The organism is Microcoleus sp. Pol12B5, from assembly GCF_036701335.1.
Taxonomy (GTDB): Bacteria; Cyanobacteriota; Cyanobacteriia; order Cyanobacteriales; family Microcoleaceae; genus Microcoleus.
This window is the reverse complement of sequence record NZ_JAUBQQ010000003.1, coordinates 17176-39379: the sequence shown is the minus strand read 5'-3', so window position 1 is coordinate 39379 and position 22204 is coordinate 17176. Positions and strand designations below refer to the sequence as shown.

Annotated in this window: 16 protein-coding genes and 3 tRNA genes; 10 read left to right on the top strand and 9 right to left on the bottom strand. The window is 45.9% G+C overall.

Annotated features, from left to right (window positions below; genetic code table 11):
* The first annotated feature begins 5 nt into the window (after positions 1-5).
* Positions 6-770: a 3-oxoacyl-[acyl-carrier-protein] reductase gene (fabG, locus tag QUA24_RS02515; RefSeq protein ID WP_333226941.1), complete on the top strand. Its 765-nt coding sequence runs from the start codon at positions 6-8 to the stop codon at positions 768-770.
* A 301-nt stretch (positions 771-1071) separates the two neighbouring features.
* Here fabG and QUA24_RS02510 read toward each other — a convergent pair whose 3' ends face one another.
* The 4 genes from QUA24_RS02510 to QUA24_RS02495 form a co-directional block, all read right to left on the bottom strand.
* Positions 1072-1926 (bottom strand): hypothetical protein, encoded by an 855-nt coding sequence (locus QUA24_RS02510; protein WP_333226939.1) that lies wholly within the window; start codon positions 1924-1926, stop codon positions 1072-1074.
* A 132-nt stretch (positions 1927-2058) separates the two neighbouring features.
* Positions 2059-2514: an HD domain-containing protein gene (locus QUA24_RS02505; RefSeq protein WP_333226937.1), complete on the bottom strand. Its 456-nt coding sequence runs from the start codon at positions 2512-2514 to the stop codon at positions 2059-2061.
* Positions 2515-2577: 63 nt separating this feature from the next.
* Positions 2578-3006: an NUDIX domain-containing protein gene (locus QUA24_RS02500; protein ID WP_333226935.1), complete on the bottom strand. Its 429-nt coding sequence runs from the start codon at positions 3004-3006 to the stop codon at positions 2578-2580.
* A gap of 36 nt (positions 3007-3042) precedes the next feature.
* Positions 3043-4098 (bottom strand): adenylate/guanylate cyclase domain-containing protein, encoded by a 1056-nt coding sequence (locus QUA24_RS02495; RefSeq protein WP_333226933.1) that lies wholly within the window; start codon positions 4096-4098, stop codon positions 3043-3045.
* A 552-nt stretch (positions 4099-4650) separates the two neighbouring features.
* Here QUA24_RS02495 and QUA24_RS02490 point away from each other — a divergent pair.
* Together QUA24_RS02490 and QUA24_RS02485 are read left to right on the top strand one after the other, a co-directional pair.
* Complete coding sequence (locus QUA24_RS02490) at positions 4651-5784, top strand: class I SAM-dependent methyltransferase (RefSeq protein ID WP_333226931.1); 1134 nt, start codon at positions 4651-4653, stop codon at positions 5782-5784.
* Between the two features lie 321 nt (positions 5785-6105).
* Entirely contained in the window at positions 6106-7809 is a 1704-nt protein-coding gene (locus QUA24_RS02485; protein WP_333226929.1) for a lipoxygenase family protein, read from the top strand.
* Positions 7810-7927: 118 nt separating this feature from the next.
* On the opposite strand, the gene QUA24_RS02480 is transcribed toward QUA24_RS02485, so the two are convergent.
* From QUA24_RS02480 to QUA24_RS02465, 4 genes are all read right to left on the bottom strand, one after another.
* Positions 7928-9070: a fatty acid desaturase gene (locus QUA24_RS02480; RefSeq protein ID WP_333226927.1), complete on the bottom strand. Its 1143-nt coding sequence runs from the start codon at positions 9068-9070 to the stop codon at positions 7928-7930.
* A gap of 319 nt (positions 9071-9389) precedes the next feature.
* Entirely contained in the window at positions 9390-10655 is a 1266-nt protein-coding gene (locus QUA24_RS02475; RefSeq protein ID WP_333211906.1) for a glutamate-5-semialdehyde dehydrogenase, read from the bottom strand.
* A 4-nt stretch (positions 10656-10659) separates the two neighbouring features.
* Positions 10660-11064: a hypothetical protein gene (locus QUA24_RS02470; protein WP_333084666.1), complete on the bottom strand. Its 405-nt coding sequence runs from the start codon at positions 11062-11064 to the stop codon at positions 10660-10662.
* Positions 11065-11316: 252 nt separating this feature from the next.
* A tRNA-Gly gene (locus QUA24_RS02465) sits at positions 11317-11388 on the bottom strand.
* Positions 11389-11607: 219 nt separating this feature from the next.
* Between QUA24_RS02465 and QUA24_RS02460 the strand changes: the two genes are divergently transcribed.
* The 4 genes from QUA24_RS02460 to QUA24_RS02445 all read left to right on the top strand — a co-directional run bounded on the left by QUA24_RS02460 (position 11608) and on the right by QUA24_RS02445 (position 14282).
* Positions 11608-11748: a hypothetical protein gene (locus tag QUA24_RS02460; RefSeq protein WP_172188980.1), complete on the top strand. Its 141-nt coding sequence runs from the start codon at positions 11608-11610 to the stop codon at positions 11746-11748.
* A gap of 289 nt (positions 11749-12037) precedes the next feature.
* Positions 12038-13858: an ABC transporter ATP-binding protein gene (locus QUA24_RS02455; protein WP_333226925.1), complete on the top strand. Its 1821-nt coding sequence runs from the start codon at positions 12038-12040 to the stop codon at positions 13856-13858.
* A gap of 197 nt (positions 13859-14055) precedes the next feature.
* A tRNA-Tyr gene (locus tag QUA24_RS02450) sits at positions 14056-14137 on the top strand.
* 73 nt (positions 14138-14210) lie between these two features.
* Positions 14211-14282, top strand: a tRNA-Thr gene (locus tag QUA24_RS02445).
* A gap of 283 nt (positions 14283-14565) precedes the next feature.
* Here the strand turns inward: QUA24_RS02445 and QUA24_RS02440 are convergent.
* Complete coding sequence (locus tag QUA24_RS02440; protein WP_333226923.1) at positions 14566-17124, bottom strand: PhoD-like phosphatase; 2559 nt, start codon at positions 17122-17124, stop codon at positions 14566-14568.
* 145 nt (positions 17125-17269) lie between these two features.
* Here QUA24_RS02440 and QUA24_RS02435 point away from each other — a divergent pair, with 145 nt between their 5' ends.
* From QUA24_RS02435 to QUA24_RS02425, 3 genes are all read left to right on the top strand, one after another.
* Positions 17270-19432, top strand: coding sequence for a CBS domain-containing protein (locus QUA24_RS02435; RefSeq protein WP_333226921.1), 2163 nt, complete (start codon positions 17270-17272; stop codon positions 19430-19432).
* A gap of 1086 nt (positions 19433-20518) precedes the next feature.
* Positions 20519-21385, top strand: a complete 867-nt coding sequence (gene bchL / locus QUA24_RS02430) for a ferredoxin:protochlorophyllide reductase (ATP-dependent) iron-sulfur ATP-binding protein (protein WP_006634709.1) — start codon at positions 20519-20521, stop codon at positions 21383-21385.
* A gap of 34 nt (positions 21386-21419) precedes the next feature.
* Positions 21420-22204 (top strand): DUF5331 domain-containing protein (locus QUA24_RS02425; protein ID WP_333226918.1); only part of this gene is annotated, 785 nt, incomplete at its 3' end.

The window sequence follows — 22204 nt, the reverse complement described above, 5'->3', positions numbered from 1 at the left end:
CAATTATGGAATTATTACCAGAGACTTTTCAGAGATTGCGGGGTCAAGTTGCTGTCGTGACCGGTGCGTCGCGGGGAATCGGCCGCGCGGTTGCTTTAGGGCTAGCGGCAGAGGGCGCTAAAGTCGCCGTCAATTATGCGAGTTCGAGTGCTGCTGCTGATGAGGTGGTAGCAGAAATAGTCGCTGCTGGAGGAGAAGCTGTCGCACTTGCAGCAGATGTCTCGAAAACTGACCAAGTAGATTTACTCACCAGTAATGTCATGGAAAAATGGGGACGAATTGACATTTTGGTGAACAATGCCGGCATTACTCGCGATACTTTGCTGCTGCGGATGAAGTTGGAAGATTGGCAAGCGGTAATTGATTTGAATCTAACTGGCGTGTTTTTGTGTGCGAAAGCTGCCAGTAAAATCATGCTGAAACAGCGAAGCGGCCGAATTATTAATATTGCTTCGGTTGCTGGGCAAATGGGCAATCCCGGACAAGCTAATTACAGTGCGGCGAAGGCTGGGGTAATTGGGTTTACTAAAACTGTGGCGAAAGAGTTGGCCAGTCGCGGGATTACTGTGAATGCAGTTGCACCGGGTTTTATCACTACAGATATGACTAAGGATGTCAAGTCTGATGAGATTTTGAAGTATATTCCGCTGGGGAGGTATGGGGAAGTTGAAGAAGTTGCGGGGATGGTGAAGTTTTTGGCGGCAGATGCCGCAGCGGCTTATATTACGGGGCAGGTTTTTAATGTGGATGGGGGGATGGTGATGGCTTAAGATTTGGGGATTTTTTTAACCGCAGATATCGCCCAGGCAAGATGCCTAGGCCACGATGAAGGCGGACATCTGCGGTTAAATTTATGTCTGTTAGCGTATTTGAACTGAAATTAATTAGTGGAACTTAAACATTTTATAGCCCATTTAAGATCCCAAACCCCCTCGCTGGCAATGGAAAGAGGTCGATGACCTAAAAATGCCTGAAACCATTTGTATAAATAGATTCATGCCCATTTGAGCTAAAAGTATTTCTCTATTTGGGTTTGAAGCCAAAATGGCTTCAGTTTTGGTCTAAGTCCCGTTAGCAAGGCATCCAAAATCCTTCCCAATATTCATTTATGATGGCTGCCCACAGTTGTGAATAGGGAGGTTGGTTACTAAAGACACTTAATAAAACACTTCTTGGAGTTGCATCGCCAGTGCGGTAATTGTCAATGATTAGTGAAGCGGTTTGCAACTGAGCAGATTCATAAAATCCTAGAGGGCGGTTTATTTTCAAAAGCTGCTCACTAGAAACCGATGGATAGATTTGCCCCTCGACTTCTTGCAAATTAGGCCGCCAATCATCACGCGGTTTGAAATTAGGCCCATCATCCCACCGCATACCCTTAAGAGCATATATCTTAGTGACTTCTCCAGTAATTAGATTAATCTGATAAGCTGCTGACTCCTCATGGGACGGGCCAGGAGTTCCTCGCACCTGAACACGAAGTAGAGCGATCCGCAAGCTTTGCTCAGATAAATCACACCGTGAGTCAGTAACCTCACCAGGTAGCCACAACTGATTCGATCGCATAAGCAGTTGACCATCAATTGTGGAATATGCGGCGATTGCATCACTTTGCAGCGCCCAAAGGATTTGATCTGTTACTCGTAGGGGAGAGCCCGATTCTTCAGATTGCCACTCAATTGCGCCAGAAACTAATGATCGGCTCACAATTTTTCCCTCAACCGAGCGATAAAACAAGCTCGATTCTAGCGGATCAACTGCAAGCTTATACAGTGGATTGTCATTGAATAATTTTTTAGCAACAGTTTTTCTGGGAGCTGGGTGAAGAAATGTTTTAGGAATTTCAGGAGAAGGCGCGGGTTGCTCCTCCACAGCAGGCTTCAGTATGCTGAGCGCTTGGCGCCAATTGTTCAGCCATTTCAACATCTTATAGACTTCTGTCCATTTGGATAAGATAATACCCTATTAAAACCTTAAATTTGCTCTTATGGGGAGTTACTATAAAATGTTTAAGCCCCATTCGGCAGAATTGACATATTTTCACTTTATTAAAAATAATTATTTTAGGGCGGCACGCAACTGACTGAGGACTTTTTTGTATTTTGCAATGCGTTGAAAATCTGCCTCTGTCGGATTGGCGATGCGACGCAGATCGAGATTATGAGTAACATCAGCGATTTTGACGGCCAATGCGATCGGGTTGGCAATCACACGCTCTAAATAAGCTGGATAAGCTTCTCCTTCTATTTTGGTAATCGCCTCGATCGCCGAGACGATAACTTCAGGAAAACCTTCGCTTCTAAGTTGCTCAAGTTTAAGTTCCGAATCTTCGACCGCATCGTGTAAAACCGCTACGATTTTCTGTTCTATAGAAGTTACATTTTCCATCACAAATAGCGGATGAGCGAGATAGGGATTGCCTGCCTTATCAACCTGCCCCTCATGAGCTTTTGCTGCAAGCGCGATCGCCCGCTGTAGTAATAATTCGTACTCTGAATTCGTATTTGACAGCATCGTAAAAGAAGTTCTCTATTAAAGTTTCAGTCTCCTCGTGGGCAAAACTTAGTGTGGGAGTTTTTATTTTAAATATTCCTGCAACAATGTCCAAGCCATTTGAGTACCTTCCCCGGCGTTTACTTTTTCAAAATCTACATCTTTTCTCAAAACTACCAAACCCACACCTTCTTTAATTTCTATTTTATCACAATCGCTAACTCTAGCCAAAAAAAGGTGGTTTTTTTGTAAAATTTTTCTCTCTTTTTGGGTCTTTTGGTGAGTAAAAGTTGTGATAAATTCCATTGTGTAATCATTGATTGTGAGGCAAGTTTCTTCCTCCATTTCTCGCACTGCTGCCTGCTGTGGAATTTCTCCAATGTCCACGCCACCACCAAAAGTAGAAAGCATTCCTTGACTGGCAATACCGGGAATATTATCTCGCAGTTGTGCCCCAATCTGACCGTTGGGGAGCATAAGAAAAATGCGAACTATTGACTGAGGAATATTCATTTGATCGAGGTAATAATACAACTAAAAAAACTTGCTCTAGAGTTTTCTAATTTGACTCCAAATTTTCATAATCCAATTGTACACGGCAGCATACAAAGCCAGTAACTTATTGACAAAACTTTGCCAAATAGAACCTTCCCTTATCTCAGAAACTTTTTCAATTTCCACGGGCAGCGGCGGCATCCCGACTACTTCATACAGCGGATATTCGCCACTTTTCCCCGGAATTTGCACGGATACGCACTGATTGACGATCGCCAATTTCTTAACTTCCTGATAAGTCTCCTCGGAAATCAGTAAACTGGTTCCCACTTGCTTATTAGCAGCCTCGATCCGGCTGGCAAAATTCACCGCATCTCCGATCGCCGTAACTGTCTGACTCTTCGATGCCCCCAAATTCCCCACAACCACCCACCCGTAATGTATACCAATTCCAATCCGCAATCGGTGACGGTATAGAGTCTCAAAATAGGGATTGAGTTTCTCTAGTTCCTCCAGCATCTGCACCCCAGCCCTCACCGCTTGTTCCGCTGCCCTGTCTGAATTTTCCAACCCAAACAGCGCCATAAAACCATCTCCCATATAATTATTAATCATCCCGCTGTTGCGGTTGATTGCATAACCCATTTTTTGGAAATAGCGATTTAAAATATAAATTACATCGTAGGGCAATAGCGATTCTGCAAAAGGCGTAAACCCTCGAATATCGGCAAACAAAATTGCAATTTTCTTCTCTTGACCCACAGGAGCAGAAATTGACTTTCCTGCCATTTCGTCGTTAAAGGATTCCAAGTCTTCAGAATCGATCGCCAATCGACGCAAAATCACCTTGCCGCCCGCAACCTGTGTCTGACAAGCCAGTCTAATTTCCGGTTCTAAACGCAATTTTTGGGCAAGTTCCTCTTCCGGCGAAGTGCGCGGAGAGCAAAATTCCAAACCTTCGACAATCAATACCCGGCAAGTCGAACATCGGGCGCTACCGCCGCAGATGTGGGTGTGGGGAATGTCGGCACGCAGAGAAGCTTCGAGAATTATATCGTCGTCGTCTATCTCGATCGTGCGATCGTCCGGCAGATAGTGAATCTGTGGCATATGTGGCGCGTCTAGCTAATTAGCGAGGAATCTCGCGGACATCTGTTATTGCAGCGAACCTGTATGCAAACCCGGTTTCTCGGCATTTTTTCTGTATCCCTGATTCCTTAACTATAAGTCGCGATCGGCATTTGCTTCTCGTTTCATCAGCTCAACCGCCCAATTGACACCAGTTTAAAAAAAGAATGCAACTCTAGGCAAGAGTCCACCTCTTAGCTCATCATTCATTCTCAATTCTCAAATCTAAAATGGTATAACTGAACACTACAATTTTCATCTCACGGTAAAAATACCCCAATTCAAGCTGTGGAGTTAGTCTAAAATCTAAAATCTAAAATCTAAAATGAACTGACATAATTCTTAATAAAATTAATCTCGCCCAAAGCCCTATAAATCCGTTATCAAATCCCCTTCAACAGCCATATATTTTTAGAATTTGGGAAAGTTTTGCTGTGCAAACCTTACTTGGCAATAGTTTCAGCTTTTTTGCTCTGTAACAACCAGCTAATTTTGGTGAGATAGAATAGCAGCATCTTTAAAACCAGTATAACCATGACTTCATCAACAGCCTTACAAAACATCGAAAAGCACATTCCCATAGTGGGAGATGTACATATCAAAAGTCCGATCGCCTACGCAGCAACCCGCCTCGCAGTCAGTGCAGTTAACACGGTGCAAATGGCAGTAGCAGAGTCTTACATCAACGGATTAGAAGTCCCAGATTCAGTATTGCGATCGCTTTTTGATACCTGTATGCCCGTCTTTTTTAAGCATTTCCCGTCCCTGCTTGCACCCTACGAATGGGTACTAACAGAAACAGATCACACAGCCGAAGGGTCGCGGGATTTAATGAAGATTCAGTACGACTTACCTCAAGCTATGCTGAATCCGATGTTAGGTGACGGAAAACTCATTTACCCTAAATACAGCATGGGATTATGGGAAAAAGGAGCCACCAACCTTGAACAATCGCAAATGCAGATGATTGATGATGTGATTGAGAAGCTAGAAATTCAGGATGGCGACAATATTTTAGACTTTGGCTGCGGTTGGGGTTGCGTTCCCAATTACATTCTTTCCAAATTTCCCAATGTCACTTTTACGGGGATTAACCTCAGCCACCACCAATGCGAGTATATGCGTCAGAAGATGCAATACCCCGAAAGCTACCTTAGTTCAGGTCGATTTACCCTATATGAAGGCGATTTGAACGACGCCAACTTCGAGACAAAATTTGACAAAATTCTCTCCATCGGAGTTTTTGAGCATGTAGGCAATTTAACGAAAGCTTTCCAAAAGCTGGCATCTTTCCTGAAGGATAACGGCAAAGCTTTCATTCACATCATCACAGTTCGCACTCCGAACAATATATCCAGCGTTTTCACCCACAAATACATTTTCCCCCACGGCCGTTACTGGAAATACGATGCTGTTCCCAGTCACAACAAAGACCTCAAAACAATTCAAAGATGGTATCTCAACGGATACAATTACTCCACAACCTTTGCTAAGTGGCTGAAAAACTTTGACGATTCTCAGGCAATAGTCAAAGATTTGGACTACGGCATCGACTATGCCAAATTTCGTCGCATTTGGCGGTTTTACTTGATTTGGTTTGTGTCTAATTTCGCGAGTTGCGACGGCGAATATAACGGCAACGGTCAATATTTAATGACTCATGCCTAATCGCTCATCAGTAGACCAAGCTCAAAAAACCGAACACCCCGAACCCCGACTTCTTTGAGAAGCCGGGGTTCTCAAGTGCGACCTACTTCTCTGGATAATGAAACCGCCCTATGTGGATTGAGGGCGATCTAGAAGTGTTGCATTCTTTTGAGAAATTTGTGTGAGTTTATAAAAGTCCGGAATCAGATGATCGATCGGTGAATAAGACCTATATCAAGCATGAACCCGCACAATACTTTTTAAATTCCATCCTCGATCAGTAGTGATGATGTCCGATATTTTACTACCAAAAAAGCGTTAATTTATACAATGGTACAGAATATGAAACCTTCTCTTCCTCAAGACGATCCGAACCAAGAACAGCGCCGCGATTCCTTAAATCGTCAGCAACAAGCTTATCAGTTTGACCATGACAGTTTATCACCTTTGGCATTATTGAAAGATCTGCCACCAGTCGAGAACTTTTCGAGCAAGTATATTGGAGAGCGGATACTAGCAACATCGGAACTTCCCGGAAATATGCTGGCAGCCGATTCTAGAAGTTTTCTCGATCCTCTCGATGAGCTCCAAGACTATGAAGATTTCTTTACTCTGTTGCCGCTACCTGCTGTTGCCAAAATCTACCAAACCGATCGCTCTTTTGCAGAACAGCGCCTGTCTGGGGCAAATCCCATGGTGCTTCGTTTGTTAGATGCCGGCGATCCTCGGGCGCAAACACTGGCACAAATTTCCAGCTTTCACCCATTATTCGATCTGGGTCAAGAGTTGCAACAAAAAAACATTTACATTGCCGATTATACGGGTAGCGACCAACACTATCGCGCACCTTCAAAAATTGGAGGCGGCAGCTATGAAAAAGGCAGAAAATTCTTGCCAAAACCGCGAGCTTTTTTTGCTTGGCGGTGGACGGGAATCCGCGATCGCGGTGAACTGGTGCCGATCGCCATTCAACTAGATCCGACGCCAAATAGCCATCTTTACACCCCGTTCGATCCTCCTGTGGATTGGCTGTTTGCGAAACTCTGCGTGCAAGTAGCAGATGCCAATCACCACGAAATGAGTTCGCATTTAGGTCGAACTCATTTGGTGATGGAACCAATCGCGATCGTCACCGCCCGACAGTTGGCTAAAAATCATCCTCTTAGCCTGCTGCTGAAACCGCACTTTCGGTTTATGTTGACTAACAACGAGCTGGCACGTTCTTATTTGATCGCTCCGGGCGGGCCAGTCGATGACTTGCTAAGCGGTAGCTTGCCAGAGACAATGGAAATAGCTAGAGAGGCTTGCAGTAACTGGAGTCTGGATCAATTTGCCTTCCCAACCGAACTGAAAAATAGGGGCATGGACGATCCAAATCAACTGCCTCACTATCCTTACCGAGATGATGGATTGCTGCTGTGGAATGCGATCGAAACCTTTGTATGTGGCTATCTCAAATTCTTTTACCCGACAAATGAAGCACTCGTCCAAGATGTGGAACTGCAAACTTGGGCCCAAGAATTAGCCTCGAATGAGGGCGGTAAAGTCAAAGGAATGCCCAGCAAAATCGACACAGTTGAACAATTAATTAAAATTGTCACAACCATAATTTTTACCTGTGGCCCGCAGCATTCAGCAGTCAATTTTCCCCAGTATGAATACATGAGTTTTTCTGCCAATATGCCTTTGGCAGCCTACCGAGATATTCCCAAAATTACTGCTGCGGGAACTCTTGAAGTGATTACGGAAAAGGACATTTTACGGTTGCTTCCTCCGTACAAGCGAGCGGCTGAACAACTGAAAATTATGTTTATTTTGTCAGCTTATCGATATGACCGTTTAGGTTATTACGATAAATCTTTCCGAGAACTCTACCGGATGAGCTTCGATGAAGTTTTTGAGGGAACGCCGATCGAATTTTTAACGAGACAGTTCCAGCAAAATTTGAATATGGCAGAACAAAAGATTGATGCTAACAATCAAAAACGAGTAATCCCTTATTTTGCTCTCAAGCCTTCGTTGGTACTCAATAGCATCAGTATGTAGAATTGTATTTTTTGGGGCGGGCGAGACGCCCACCCCACACGAAAATTCATTCTTTGTGGAACAGGCCCAAAAGCCTGTTCTTCAGCGTGGTTCAAGATGTGAGTTGCAATACGAATTCTCAGCTTTTATAGTCTTCAACAATCGAGCAATTCACGCACATTGTACCAGAGGAATCAGAGAAGGTGACTTCATCTTGATAATGCCGGGGTGTTTGCATCAGCAACCGCCAAGCTTTGCCAGCATCGATTAAATTCAGGCGTCCAGGATAGTGAGTTTGCAACAACTCTTGCACCATCGGATAATAATCTGAGTTGATGCTGGGGAAAATATGATGCTCTGTGTGGTAAGCAAAATTTAAGTGCAGCAGGTCAAATATTTTAGGAACCCGCACTGACATACTGTTGATCAGCGGGTCATTAATGACGGTCATCCGGCAACCCATGTGGTTGGTATAGATGTAAAACATGGCGCCTGCATGACCAATTGCGATCGGCAAAAAGTAGGCAAGAGCGATTTTGAGCGGATGAAATCCCAGGTAGAACAAAATACTCGCATGAATCCCTAAAATTCCCAGACATTCAAATGCGATTGTCAATCTATCTTTAGGACTAACTGTAAAGGCAGCCGGTACGTAATCGACAGATTTATCGTTAAAGAACAGTACCGAGGTGAGATTGCGGAAATTATGCACTAACCACGAACCGGCCATCCCTACAATTAACCACAGCGGATTGACTTCCACCGACGGTACAAACAGATTTTGAATCCATTTTCCCCAAGTATCTGGTTGCTGGTACAGATAGTTGCGATCGGGGTCTGCCAAAGAATTCGTGTTATTGTGATGTACGAGGTTGTGCAGATTTTTCCACTGAGTAGCCGGCATAAACAGCATACTTAGTCCCAAAAAGGCGATCGGATAAGTCAGGCGCGACTTTTTCTGAACGCTACCGTGCATCAAATCGTGGGAGCTAAATAGCAAAACTATGATACTATTGCCCATGATAACGGCTAAAGGTAAGTAAAGCACTAAAAGATAGACAGACCAGCGATCGAGATTAGCAGCAATTCCCCATCCCAGCAATAAAATAGCAGCGTTGATGAGTAGTATTGCTAACTTGCTAGGATCTGGTTCAAAGGCATCCGACGGCAGCAGCGGACGCAATTTTTTAACATATACCGAGTGGTGAATTAGCGTTTCTTCGCCGCCTAAATTCGGCGTTGCCGCCTTGTCTAGAGTATTGAGTGATTTTTCTGATTTCATGTGATCGCTAAGAGTATTTTCATGTGAGTTAATAAGTTTCTAAATTTAATTAGATCCCGTACCCGATTTGAGATTGAACCCACACATAAATCCGGCGGCTTATTGTTAGGATGCGGAGATTTTATCTGTCTCCACTGTGGCTATCCGAGAACTGGCGATCAAATTGCTTTAGATCAAGGCTGCCTGATTGTTCTACGAAGATATTATATCCCATAAAGAAAATTTTAGAAACAACTATTAAAGGCTTACGCATCGATAATAGTCTCCCACTTTTCAGTTTTGTTTAATCCCAATAACCAATCCTAAATAACCTATAAGATTAAAAAAGTCCGTTTCCCTGAACAATTTCTTTAATTGTTGTCAGCGTATCTAACCCGATCAATCCCCGGCGATAACCTTTTTGGTTGGACATTCCCAAAAATATCGCATCTCCCCGATTTTGATAACGCCAAAACCGAGGTGAGGCATTTATAAAAGTTGAGGCGCTGTTAACATCCAGAGCAAATTGGCGACTTTCTAAGTAAGATTCAGTGGCAATGCAGTCAGCGTGACCGCTGCTGTAGCGGTTGATCCAGCCGATCGCAATCTCTAAACTATCGACAACTTTAAACGCGATGGTTTTGTTTAAATACGGTTGAGTCCACTCGTATGGTTCCGCCAGCTTCAACTCTGGGAAATCTGCAACAAGATCCGCATCGCCGCTAATTTGAAAGCCTTTTTCTTTTAAACTGTTCCACAGCCTGACTAGGGAAGAAGGCTTTTGGTTGCGATCGATCAGCACTTTCTCGATCGCATTAACAGGATCGGGAACGCTTTGATGGCTGTCCAAAATCATCCACCTTGCCATCTCCAAACTACCAGTCGGCGACCAATAAAGGTAACAATTTCCCATCGCCGACCTCAAAACTGGTGCTGTACACAGCCTAACCACCTGCTGCACCAAACTTGGTCTACCGTAGGGAATAATTAAATTGAGATATTGGTCTTGAGTGACCAATTCTCGGATCGAAGCGCCCCGATCCGGCGGCAGTATCTGCAAACATCCCGATGGCAAACCGACCTCATCGATCGCCGAAACCAAAGCTTCTCCAATTACTGTATTAGTTTGCCAGCTTTCGCTGCCGCCTTTAAGAATCAAACTGTTAGCACTTTTGAGAGACAAACCAGCAGCGATCGCCCCCAACTCTGGAAATGCCTCGTAAATTAGAGCGATCGCCCCCAGTGGTAGCGACTGACAGTAAACCTGACAGCGATCGACCTGATAAGAAGCATTGATCACCCTACCGATCGGGTCTGGCATTTCCCCCAACCGTTGCAGAATTTGCACAGTTGTCTTGATCCGTTCCGGCGTCAGCTTCAGCCACTCCACAATCAACTCGGGAATCGCCATGTCCCGACTCGCTTCTAGATCCAGAGTATTTGCTTCTAAAATGTCATTTTGCCGCCGTTTCAGCGAGCCCGCCATCGCCTGCAAACCTGCAGCGCGATCGGCACTCTTTGTCGCAGCCAACTCCAAAGAAGCTTGATAAGCGCGACGCGCGACATTTGCGGCATCTGATGAATGGGTAAAATCCTCTATTATCATCTAGCTAACGCCTATAAGCCAGCCATACCATCAGCGCCGGCAGCATTGCTAGCAGCACCGCGACCATTGCCCACAGAATAATATTCGGGCCCGGCGAGTGTAGCGCCAAGGGCAACCAAATCACTAGCGGCACCAATATCATACCCAAAGCCAGTGGCAAGTAATAAGCCTTCAAACCCGGATGCGCTCTGTTCCACTGGTTGCCCGTCCACCGCCAAGCCTGCTTGTAAGGATAGTTCGTTGATAGTTGCTCGATCACGTATCCACTTTCGTCCAATACAAATATTTGTTGACAGCGGTTGCAGCCCAAGGCTTCTGTCAACGTTATGGGAACTAGACGACCCCGGCGTCGGCAAGGACAGGGGTACTCATCGTTTAAGTCAATCTTGGGAGCTTTTTGAGAGGGCACTAGCGATCGGATAAAAAAAGCGTTTTTACAAAAATAATCGTTAACATATCCACTTAATCAAACTTGTCAATTCCGCCAAAGCGAGGCTTTCAACTGCCTGTTCCGAGATCTCGCCCGATCGGCAATTTTGACTTGCAAGTTCTGCATTCAATCTTACCACTAACTTAGGTATTTTCAACCATCCTTCATTAGGAGGATACCGAAAACTTTCTTGATCTACTTTCCGGTTTCCTTGATTTTTTTATCTTCTAAAGCGGGTGACGCGATTCGAACGCGCGACATTCACCTTGGCAAGGTGACGCTCTACCACTGAGCTACACCCGCATTTCCTGCGGTATTAACAATATTGTCTCAATTCTCGAAATTTGTCAAGTCTTTTTAGTAAGTTTTTTTTCAGACACCCTGTAAAAACCCCCAAAGCCTATCCCCACCGGAAATTTCAGCAGCCAGATCATTAACCAAATCAGTAATTGCCGTGAAAATTGACCGCCATCCGCCGACGGCAAAGCTACAATCAAGCTGGAATTGTGGGAGAACACTGTCATGTCAGATTTAAATCGCGGAATCATGAAGTTCAAGGGAGCTGACAGTCCTATAGCGATCGCCATTTCGGCGATTGTCATTGCCGGCGGAATCGGCTTCTTGATCTGGTGGGCGCTGCAATCAGCCTACACCTTCAGCTAACAGACTACTCAAACGTAAAACTTATCAGGTCTTGCTCAGAAGGCAGAATTTAAGAAAAATTCTGTCTTTTGCATTTTTTTGCCGTTAGCCTGGAATTGATGGCCCTGGAATCCGGATCGATTGCGGACGATCCAATGATTGCCATAAATCACCCGATCGGGCGACTCGCTAGCATGAGCCGAGATGACTCCCCGATCAACTACTTTTGTAGTACACTTGTAAACAAAGCGCGCCGAGAGCGCAATTTTAGATGCAAGTGTTTGCAAGGGTTGTATCTCAACAAGAATTTATGGCAAGCTTTCAGGACATCTTCAAATACTACAGTCGCTACTGGAAAATCTCAGTTTATAGCATAGGCGCATCCAGCGTTTTGGCACTAACCGATTTGCTTGTACCTTACGCGATCGGTCAAATATTAAACGTATTGTCGGGTCAACCTACAGATACAGTAACGCAAAAACTCATAACAGCGATCGCCTCCGTTACCCAGCACTCACCCAACAAAATATTATCGCTATCCGTCTTGCTGGGCATAATTTTTCTGGTAACAGTCGCCAAAGCACCGGTACAGCCTTGGGTGGGAAATTGGTTCCACTGGGCGATACCATTGAGGGCAAGGCGCGATCAAATGAGAAGTGCGATCGGCAAAATCCTCACCTTACCCCTAGAATTCTACGACGAAAACAACGCCGGACGGATTGCCAGCCGCATCGCCAAAGGCATCGCCAACCATACTTGGACTTACCCAGAAATTGCCGGCGAATTCATCCCCGAAGTCGTTCGCTTAATCGGCATTTTTGCCGTTATCTGCTTAATTGAGTGGCGGATTGGCTTATTAATTTTGGTTTCATTTCTATTTATCCTCAGTTTCACCTTAAAGGGCCTGCAACAGGTGACGGCGCAGGAAGAAAGTCTGGATGAATACATCGAAGATACCGAAAGCCGCAACTCGGAAATTATCACCAACATCAAAACAGTCAAAGCTTTTGCGACAGAAAGCCATGAACTCAAAAGGCAAACAACCAGACTCGATCGCGAATCAAAAGTCGTGATCCACCGCATTCACAAAGGATACGTCATCCTGGGGACATACCAGCAGACGATCGTCCAGTTGTGTTTGTTTTCAGTCCTCGGTTTTAGCCTAGCAGCCACGGTTGCAGGCAAAATTTCCCTCGGATATTTTGTTACCGTCTACACCCTGGCAAGCATGGCATATTCCCAACTGCGTCCGATTAGCGTTATCGCCGAATTATTGGCACGGCGTTATTCTTCAATGATCCGGTTCCACGAGTTTATGCAAACGCCAGACGGTGTGGATGCGGTCAATTTAGCAGAAAATGCTCGATCGGCACAGCCACCTTATAAATTTACCGGCAAAGTTGAGTTCAGCGGTCTGACATTCGGGTACGACAGCCAAAAACCCGTTTTGCAAGATGTGAATTTATTGATTCATCCCCGTCAGACAGTAGCTTTAGTCGGGCGATCGGGTTCCGGGAAATCGACTTTAGTTAAACTTCTGTTTCGCTACTTTGAACCAAACTCCGGCCGCATTCTGATCGACGGCGAAGACATTCGCAGCTTAGACGTGACTTGCTACCGCCAGCGTTTAGCCATTGTCCACCAAGAAGTAGACGTTTTTAACGGTACTTTGCTGGAAAATTTGACTTACGGAAACAGAAATGCAACTTTCGAGCAAGTTGAGGATGCTTGTCGCATTGCCAAAGTAGAGGATTTTGTGCGGCTGTTGCCCCAAGGTTACTATACCGTTGTCGGGGAGAGAGGAATGCGGTTGTCCGGCGGTCAGCGGCAGCGGTTGGGGATTGCCAGGGCGCTATTGGTGGAGCCTGATGTGTTAATTTTTGATGAGGCTACTTCTAGTTTGGACTATGAAAGCGAGCGATCGATCCAGATAGCCATGCGAAATATCCTCGGTACGCGCACCACCATAATTATTGCCCACAGACTGAGTACAATTCGCGAAGCCGATGCGATCGTCGTACTCGACGGCGGTAGAATCGTCGAAGTTGGCAGCCACGAAGAACTTTTGAGTCAACAAGGTATTTATCGTCGTCTGCACTCCCTGCAAGAAACCGGGGAATTAGTGAATTAGGGATTTCCTCTTAGTCTAGACTTAGGGTGCTCCGGGCGGGCACCCAGCCTAGACGTAGCAATGCACACCTTAAACAGTGTTCAATTTTCCCGTCTACCGCTAACTCACTTATGTTTTCTCAACTGAATGATTAGAGTTTCAAATATAATGTTGCAAATAAAGATTGTGGTGCTAGGATATATAACTGTGATGGAAATGGGTCGATGCCCGAGCGGTTAATGGGGGCGGACTGTAAATCCGCTGGCTACGCCTACGCTAGTTCAAATCTAGCTCGGCCCACCTCAATTTAATAAACAGTTAAAATTTAAGAATTAAAAATTAATTTTTTAATTGGAGATTCTTAATTTTTTATGCCCGTGTAACTCAGTGGTAGAGTACCTCCTTGGTAAGGAGGAAGTCACGAGTTCAAATCTCGTCACGGGCTTCCTAATTTATAGTATATCCACCAAGGGTTTCAGCTTCAATAAATCAGAAGAAAATCCCGGTAGTCCTGCATAGTCAGGATTTCAACCCCCGGCGGACACGGGAGCATATCATATTTGTAAGAACACTCCTTCCTTCTTCCTCTGTCCTCCTGGCTCCTGGCTCCCAACTCCAGTTTCTAACTTTGCTGCTTTCCTTGAGATGCTCCCGGCGGACAGTGCCACAAACTCATCAGAATATTGTACCCGTATCGAAATCCCCAACTTGTTCAAGAAATCGGGAATCTAATCATCCTCATCCAATCCCAGCGGCACAAAATATTGACTGTAAACCACACTATTCGGCTCCCAAAGCGGCCGCCAATAAACATTTTGGATCACCGCTTTCTCCCCATCACTATCCGCAGGCCACTGAAAACTGACGATCGCAATATTGCTATATCCCACAATCTCATCACCCTCTTGCAGCCAGCGATTGCGCCACAACAGCGATATAAAATTCCACAACCTACGCAGGAATGACAATTGTTTATTTTTATGTGTTCTATCTGACGGAGTTCCCTTTTCTAGCAGCAAAAACACCCGAGCTCTTTGCCGTTTAATCCAGTCAATCCGATAACCCCAATCAGGCAGAGATTGTCTATTCCTAACAGCAGCCTCCAGAGCTTTCTTTCTGCTACTCCTGGGGATTTTCATTAATTCCAGCGGCTCATTCCATCCCAAACATTCGTGCGATCGCTCAGGAAGCAGCGACTTAATCTTAGTATGAATTAAATGCGTTTTCCACTCTTCATTGATAAAAGCACTAGCAGTCAACTGCGCCAACACAGAATAGTGACAATTTGATTGATAATTCGCCAGATGCAAAGGCTCAATATTCGATCGAGAATCGCCAAAATGACAATCAGACCAATAACTCAGCCGCACAGCAGCAGCATAGTGAATATCCCCGCTCAACACAATCACCCGATCGCGCTGCTTAAAAAACTCCGACAACAGCTTCACAAAAGCCAACTCGTGAAAATTCCAAGCATCCCCCGCATCGCTATTAAAAACCTTCCCCTGTTCCACATCCCGCTTTTGCACCGCATCAATAATCCACAAACCAACCAAATTTGTCGGCACAACTACTAGCGTCGCCTCAATCTCAAACTCCCCAGTTTTATTCAGCAAATTAGTTTCTTGCAAAGGCTGCTGAATTTGCTCCTCAAAACCTTTGTGAGTCAAAAGCATCGGCGGATCGATCGCGCTTTTCACCGGATACCCCCGCCAACTCCGCGTATCCAGCACAATCACCTCATGCTTAAAACTTCTCACAATAAAATGCCAATTCAAAACCTCATTTACACCCTCGTCATCTCGATCCAAAATAAAAACATCTTCATCTAATTTCAACTTAGGCAAATGAGTTTTCGGATCGAGTTTTGGAATTCCCAAATACGAAGCCGCCTCCTCCCAAGCAGAAACATCAGTCCCCGCCGAAGCCGACCATTTTTCAGCCGCCTTTAATAATTTATCTCCCGGTTTTTCGCGATCGAACTGTGCAGGCGTATTTCCCCAAGCCTGAAACACAGCGTAAGCAAGCAAAGCATTCTGCACCACCCGCCGGCCCAGTGGCTTTCCCAGCACCCGGTAACACCACTCTCGATTCAAATAAAAATCGTCGCTAACATCATGGTCATCGCAAATCATATAAGTAGGAATATTCGCTAGCGCCCTCCTCACTCTCCACAAATTGCGAGCAAAACCGTCAAGTTCAACAACTTCTCTATCCCAGACTTTTGCCTGCTTAGAATTTGGGCAAATATCCTTACCCTTCGGAAAACTCGTACACCAGAGTACCGGCGACCAAACTAACAAATACATCGCATAATATTCGCCCAAGCTAAATAAGTGACTTTTAGCATTGGCGGGTTTATTTACCAACATCGCCGTAAAGCCGCCAAAATCTCTGGCAATATCGCTGCGAGTCCCCGGTTTTAACTCAATTGGTTTTTTGGACTCATATTCAGCATCAGATGGTTTCTGAATAGGGGACTCTCTAAAAATTTCCCTCTCTTGGCCACCTGCATTTTCGTTTGCCGAATTTTTAGGTATACTGATACACAAATTCTTTTTAATTTGGGCATCATCCATCAGGGGTAGACTCTCTTCCCAGCCCAACAGGGTATCGCCAGCATCCGTCAAAGCCCACAGCATCGCATCGGCCACGTCGTCGCCGTAAATTTGGTCGCCGGTTAAAAACAGTTGGTGGGGCCTGCTATTTGCCGTACCTGCAAACTGTTCGATCGAATTATCCAAGATTGGCAGCGCATCTCTGCCGTCTCCGTGGGGCTTGCGACAAGAACCGTGAACGATACGCAAATAGTTTAAATCCTGTGGCGGCAGGGCAAAAGTGGGCAACTGGTGAGCGAAATAACTAATCGTCTCCGGCCCCAAAGCCGATAAATCAGGAGTGGCAGGCCACAGGCAAGAAATGAGATTTTCTTTCTCATTTTCTGGGACTGCACCCGCCGACGGCGACTCGCTACTCCCCGCAAACTTGATGTCATAAGCATAAATTTCCCCAGATGTCAAGACATTGCTATTAATTGGTTTAGCAGTCACCGCGACTACGTGCAGGTATTTGCCGAGCTGTACGGTAGAGTTCGCACCTTGCAGCAATGGCCGATCGACAATTTCGCCGGTTCCGCCCTCCGTCGAATAAACCTTGAGTTCGACTTGGCGGGGTGCTTTCAGAGCCAGCCAAACTGTCACGGCCCGACTTTCAGTCCGGCGCAAAATCGGGCCCGCAAGGATCAGCGGCAAGTGATGAATTCGATGACTTAAGGGAGTCCACGACATAGGATTTAAAAAATAAAAATTAAATAAGAGTGTTCTAGCAATCAGATTTTAGGCGATCAAGCATCTGTCACTCGCTTAATTAATGCTAAGTCTGCCAACCCAAGTCTCCAAAATTGTAACAACTCATTAAGTAAAATTAATAATCATGCTACAAGAAGAACAATTACAACATTTCCGAGATTCAGCCCCGCACTTGTCGGTAATTACATCATCAGAACCCGCTGGACGGCCCAACAGCCGGCCAATCTACTCCTCGCCCTTAGATAGGGCGATCGACCGCCACCCCCTCACCGTGGCTCCAGAAACCCCGATCGCCCAGGTGTTGGCTCTCATGAACCCGATGCGCGTCTCCTGTCACCTTTGTGGCGAAAAACAAAACGCTGTTGCTAGCGCAGCCAAGCGCAGTTGCGTATTAGTCGTCGAAGATAATCGCCCGATCGGCATTTTTACAGAACGGGATATCGTCAAGCTAACTACCGTCGCAGCTTGTACAGTCGGACTGACAATTGCTGACGTAATGACTCGATCGCCCATTACCCTCAAACAATCCGAGTCTCAAGATATTTTCACAGCTATGTTCACGTTGCGCCAGCACTCCATCCGGCATTTGCCCGTAGTGGACGACGACTCGCGACTTATCGGCATCATCACCCGCGAAGCCATTCACGAAGCCCTGCAACCGATTAACTTGCTAACCAATTTGCGCTGTGCAGCAGATATCATGACCAAAGAAGTCATTTCTGCCCCAACAACTGCCTCAGCGCTCGATTTAGCCCAGCTCATGGTCAAGCATCGAGTTAGTTCCGTCGTCATTGTCCAAGAGCAAACTCAGCATCCCGATCGGGCGATCGCACCAACACAAAATTATCAAATTCCGATCGGCATTGTCACCGAGCGCGACATCGTGCAGTTTCACGCCCTCGAATTAAACCTCTCGGAAATCCCAGCAGCAAGGGCCATGAGTGCGCCTTTATTTTGCATATCTCCCGCCGATTCCCTCTGGAGTGTCCACCAGTCCATGCAGCGCCACTGCGTCCGCCGTTTGGTAGTAGTTGGCAACCAGGGAGAACTTTTGGGCGTTGTGTCTCAGACAAATTTGCCCCAGGTTTTTAACCAATCTGAAATGTATGGGACGATCGAGCTGTTGCAACAAGCAGTGGACGATCGAGCCACCCAATTGCAGAAAGCCAACGAACTTTTGCAGCAAGAAATTTTAGAGCGGCAGCGGGCCCAAGAAGCTCTGCGCCAAGCTCACGACGACTTAAAACAACAAGTTGAAGAACGCACCGCTCAACTTTTAGAATCAAATGAATTGTTGAGACGGGATATTATCAAGCGCCAGCGAGTTGAAGAAGTCCTGCGGCGAAAGCAAACTTGCTTGAAAAATCAAGCGCAGCAATTAGAGGAAACTGTGCGAAAGTTGCAGCAAACTCAAACTCAATTGGTGCAAACCGAAAAAATGTCTTCTTTGGGACAAATGATTGCCGGTATCGCTCACGAAATTAACAACCCTGTTAATTTTATCTACGGCAACCTTTCCCACGCCAGCCACTACATCAAAGAATTGCTCCAACTGTTGCAACTTTACCAGCAGCACTATCCCGAACCCATCTCGGAAATTCGGAAAGCAGCAGCAGATATGGAAGTCGATTTTTTGGTAGAAGACTTATCTAAGATCCTGTCTTCTATGCAAGTAGGAACCGAGCGCATCCGCCAAATAGTTGTGTCGATGCGTAATTTTTCGCGATCAGATCAATCTAACATCAAGCTCGTTGACATTCACGAGGGACTTGAAACCACTTTGTTGATTTTGCAGCACCGGCTCAAAGCCCACGGCGCACATCCAACTATTCACATTATTAAAGAATACGGCAATTTGCCCAACATCGAGTGCTGTGCCGGTCAGATCAATCAGGTGTTCATGAATATTATCGGCAATGCTATTGATGCTTTGGATGAAGAAATCCAGAAAGGGGAATGGGCGGCGAGAAATGCGAAAAATTCACCCCCGTCAAATCCTAATTCTCCATTGACTGTTCCCACAATTAAAATTCGTACTGAAGTTGTTGGCGGCGATTTTGTCGCGATCCGCATTTCCGACAACGGGCGGGGCATACCGGATGAGATTCGCCACCAATTATTTGACCCGTTTTTTACTACCAAACCAGTCGGCAAGGGCACTGGGTTGGGACTGTCGATTTCTTACCATTTAGTTGTCGAACAGCACGGGGGGCGACTCGATTGCGTTTCGGAAGCTGGACGGGGCACTGAATTTGCGATCGAGATTCCGATCGTTAGTGGTCATTAGTCAGCAGTCATAGGATTTTAGATTTTAGATTTAAAAATTGAAGAATTGAAGAATTGAAGAATTGGAAATGACTCATTAAGCTCGTGGTTTGGATCACGGGCCTACAGTTGCATTCTTTTTTTCAACTGGTATCAGTAGTCATGGGGAAGACATGATATTATCCCAATCCCCCACTCTCCCCATCCACTCTCCCTCTTCCCGACTCACTCCCCCACTCTCCAACTCCCCACCATTTCCTAAAAATTCACAATTTTTTACAAAACACCCGAAACCCCAGCAAAGTCAATGTTTGCCAATCTAAAATCTAAAATCCCATAACTTTCTCCCTCTTCCCGACTCACTCCCCCACTCTCCGACTCCCCACCATTTCCTAAAAATTCACAATTTTTTACAAAACACCCGAAACCCCGGCAAAGTCAATGTTTGCCAATCTAAAATCTAAAATCTAAAATCCCATCACTTTGCTCTCCCCTGACCCAACTGATCCGAACTCACTTCGAGTTTGCCTCATCCACTAGCGCGTTTATGACCGTTCCACTTACCCGCACAAGCCATCAACTGCCTGCATCCTAGCCCCAAAGCCAAAAGCCCAGATTGTTTGAGAAGTTAATTTTTGTTTTATTTTTGTACCTCTTTATATTAAGAAAGTATTCTAAAATTAACTTAAAATCTAAAAACAATCTAAAAATAGATTTTTATATCAAAAAACCAGTTAAGATTCCCAAAGATGCAAAATAAACAAATTTACTAGCATTTTCATTTAGACGCCCCCTTTCTTTTCATCGCAAGTTAGCTAATAATGCTTTCAACGAGGTGACTAAGGGCCGAGTCCAAAATTGGCTTAACCCAAAGACGGATACAAGCCCCAAACAAAAGTCGTCGAGATAGAAAATTTTAGTTAGAGAGAAGCCCCAGATTCATCTGTGGAGTCCATTCTTTAATCTCAAATTTGAAATCTCAAATCGACTGACAGTAAGGGAATTGCAATTGGGCTATTGCAATTGGGCTATAACAATTGGGCGATCAAAAAAAAGCATGAAAACCCAGCCCTCATCGTTTTGATAGAAACCTATAGGAGAACCAAGAGTGAAACTAGCAGTTTACGGAAAAGGTGGAATTGGTAAATCGACAACAAGCTGCAACATCTCCGTTGCCCTAGCCAAGCGCGGCAAAAAAGTTTTGCAAATCGGTTGCGATCCAAAGCACGACAGCACATTTACCCTCACTGGCTTCTTGATCCCCACAATTATTGACACCCTTCAGCAAAAGGACTATCACTACGAAGACGTTTGGCCTGAAGATGTCATCTACAAAGGCTACGGCGGCGTTGACTGCGTAGAAGCAGGCGGCCCTCCCGCAGGAGCTGGCTGCGGCGGCTATGTAGTCGGCGAAACCGTAAAACTGCTCAAAGAACTCAATGCCTTCGACGAATACGACATCATCCTGTTCGACGTACTCGGTGACGTAGTGTGCGGAGGTTTTGCAGCCCCCTTAAACTACGCGGATTACTGCATGATTGTTACCGACAACGGGTTCGACGCTTTATTTGCAGCCAACCGCATCGCCGCCTCAGTCCGCGAAAAAGCCCGCACTCACCCGTTGCGGCTCGCCGGTTTAATTGGCAACCGCACCTCAAAGCGCGACTTGATCGACAAGTACATTGACTCTGTACCGATGCCTGTGCTGGAAGTGCTGCCCCTGATTGAAGATATCCGCGTTTCTCGCGTCAAAGGCAAAACATTGTTTGAGATGGCCGAAAGCGATCCTTCCCTCAACTACGTCTGCGATTACTACCTCAACATCGCTGACCAGATTTTGGCAATGCCCGAAGGAGTAGTGCCCAACGACACGCCAGATCGCGAATTATTTGCCTTACTTTCAGATTTTTATCTAAATCCAGTGCAACCGGTGGTCAAGAAGGAGGAAGATGAGCTAGACCTGATGATGGTTTAATAGGTCTAGCGATCAGGATGAGGATAAAGAGGTTATGGCTTTTTTTGATACTTTTTCAGTTGCTCTCAAACAGAAGTGGTTGGACTACTACCAGGTAAATCGGGCTTGGCTGCTCCTGCACATGACGGCTGAGAACACGGTCGCCACACCCGACGGCGGGAAAAGGCCTGTTTCTTACCTCATCCTGGGAATTGCGGCTGCCCTGGAGCCGGAACTCCAGCAATTAATGCTGCCCTTCTCAAAACTCAAGCCGGATGCAGACAGCCTAATCGAAGTGTTGGGACTCAATTTTGACCCGGACATCGCGCTGGGTATGCCCTCAAATATTGCGCCGCAGACGGCCGGTAAATCTCCAACACCCACAGCAGCTCAAACTGCAACTGCGGCACCCGCCGCAGCTCGAACTGCCACTGCAGCACCCGCCGCAGCTCAAACTGCCACTGCAGCACCCGCTGCAGCCAAATCTAATAAATTGGGCGGTGCTGCCTTGGCAACAGCCGGAGTAGTCGCCGGAGTCGCCGGAGCAGCAGGTCTGGCAGCAGCAGCGTCAGCACTGAGCTCAGAGGAGGAATCCTTCGATGAGTTTGAGGAAGAAGCGGTCTCCGACTTCGACATGGGCGATGACGAGGAAGAGACGGTCTCCGACTTCGACATGGACGATGACGAGGAAGAAGCGGTCTCCGACTTCGACATGGACGATGACGAGGAAGAAGCCTCGGCTTTGGACGGTCTCGGTCTCGAAGACGATGAGGAAGACGCCGTATCTGACTTTGATATGGGCGACGATGAGGAAGACGCCGTATCTGACTTTGATATGGG

Excerpts from the sequence above, each read along its gene's own strand:
- fabG (WP_333226941.1), top strand. The coding sequence starts at position 6 with ATGGAATTATTACCAGAGACTTTTCAGAGATTGCGGGGTCAAGTTGCT.
- QUA24_RS02510 (WP_333226939.1), bottom strand. The coding sequence starts at position 1,926 with ATGTTGAAATGGCTGAACAATTGGCGCCAAGCGCTCAGCATACTGAAG.
- QUA24_RS02505 (WP_333226937.1), bottom strand. The coding sequence starts at position 2,514 with ATGCTGTCAAATACGAATTCAGAGTACGAATTATTACTACAGCGGGCG.
- QUA24_RS02500 (WP_333226935.1), bottom strand. The coding sequence starts at position 3,006 with ATGAATATTCCTCAGTCAATAGTTCGCATTTTTCTTATGCTCCCCAAC.
- QUA24_RS02495 (WP_333226933.1), bottom strand. The coding sequence starts at position 4,098 with ATGCCACAGATTCACTATCTGCCGGACGATCGCACGATCGAGATAGAC.
- QUA24_RS02490 (WP_333226931.1), top strand. The coding sequence starts at position 4,651 with ATGACTTCATCAACAGCCTTACAAAACATCGAAAAGCACATTCCCATA.
- QUA24_RS02485 (WP_333226929.1), top strand. The coding sequence starts at position 6,106 with ATGAAACCTTCTCTTCCTCAAGACGATCCGAACCAAGAACAGCGCCGC.
- QUA24_RS02480 (WP_333226927.1), bottom strand. The coding sequence starts at position 9,070 with ATGAAATCAGAAAAATCACTCAATACTCTAGACAAGGCGGCAACGCCG.
- QUA24_RS02475 (WP_333211906.1), bottom strand. The coding sequence starts at position 10,655 with ATGATAATAGAGGATTTTACCCATTCATCAGATGCCGCAAATGTCGCG.
- QUA24_RS02460 (WP_172188980.1), top strand. The coding sequence starts at position 11,608 with ATGTCAGATTTAAATCGCGGAATCATGAAGTTCAAGGGAGCTGACAGT.
- QUA24_RS02455 (WP_333226925.1), top strand. The coding sequence starts at position 12,038 with ATGGCAAGCTTTCAGGACATCTTCAAATACTACAGTCGCTACTGGAAA.
- QUA24_RS02440 (WP_333226923.1), bottom strand. The coding sequence starts at position 17,124 with ATGTCGTGGACTCCCTTAAGTCATCGAATTCATCACTTGCCGCTGATC.
- QUA24_RS02435 (WP_333226921.1), top strand. The coding sequence starts at position 17,270 with ATGCTACAAGAAGAACAATTACAACATTTCCGAGATTCAGCCCCGCAC.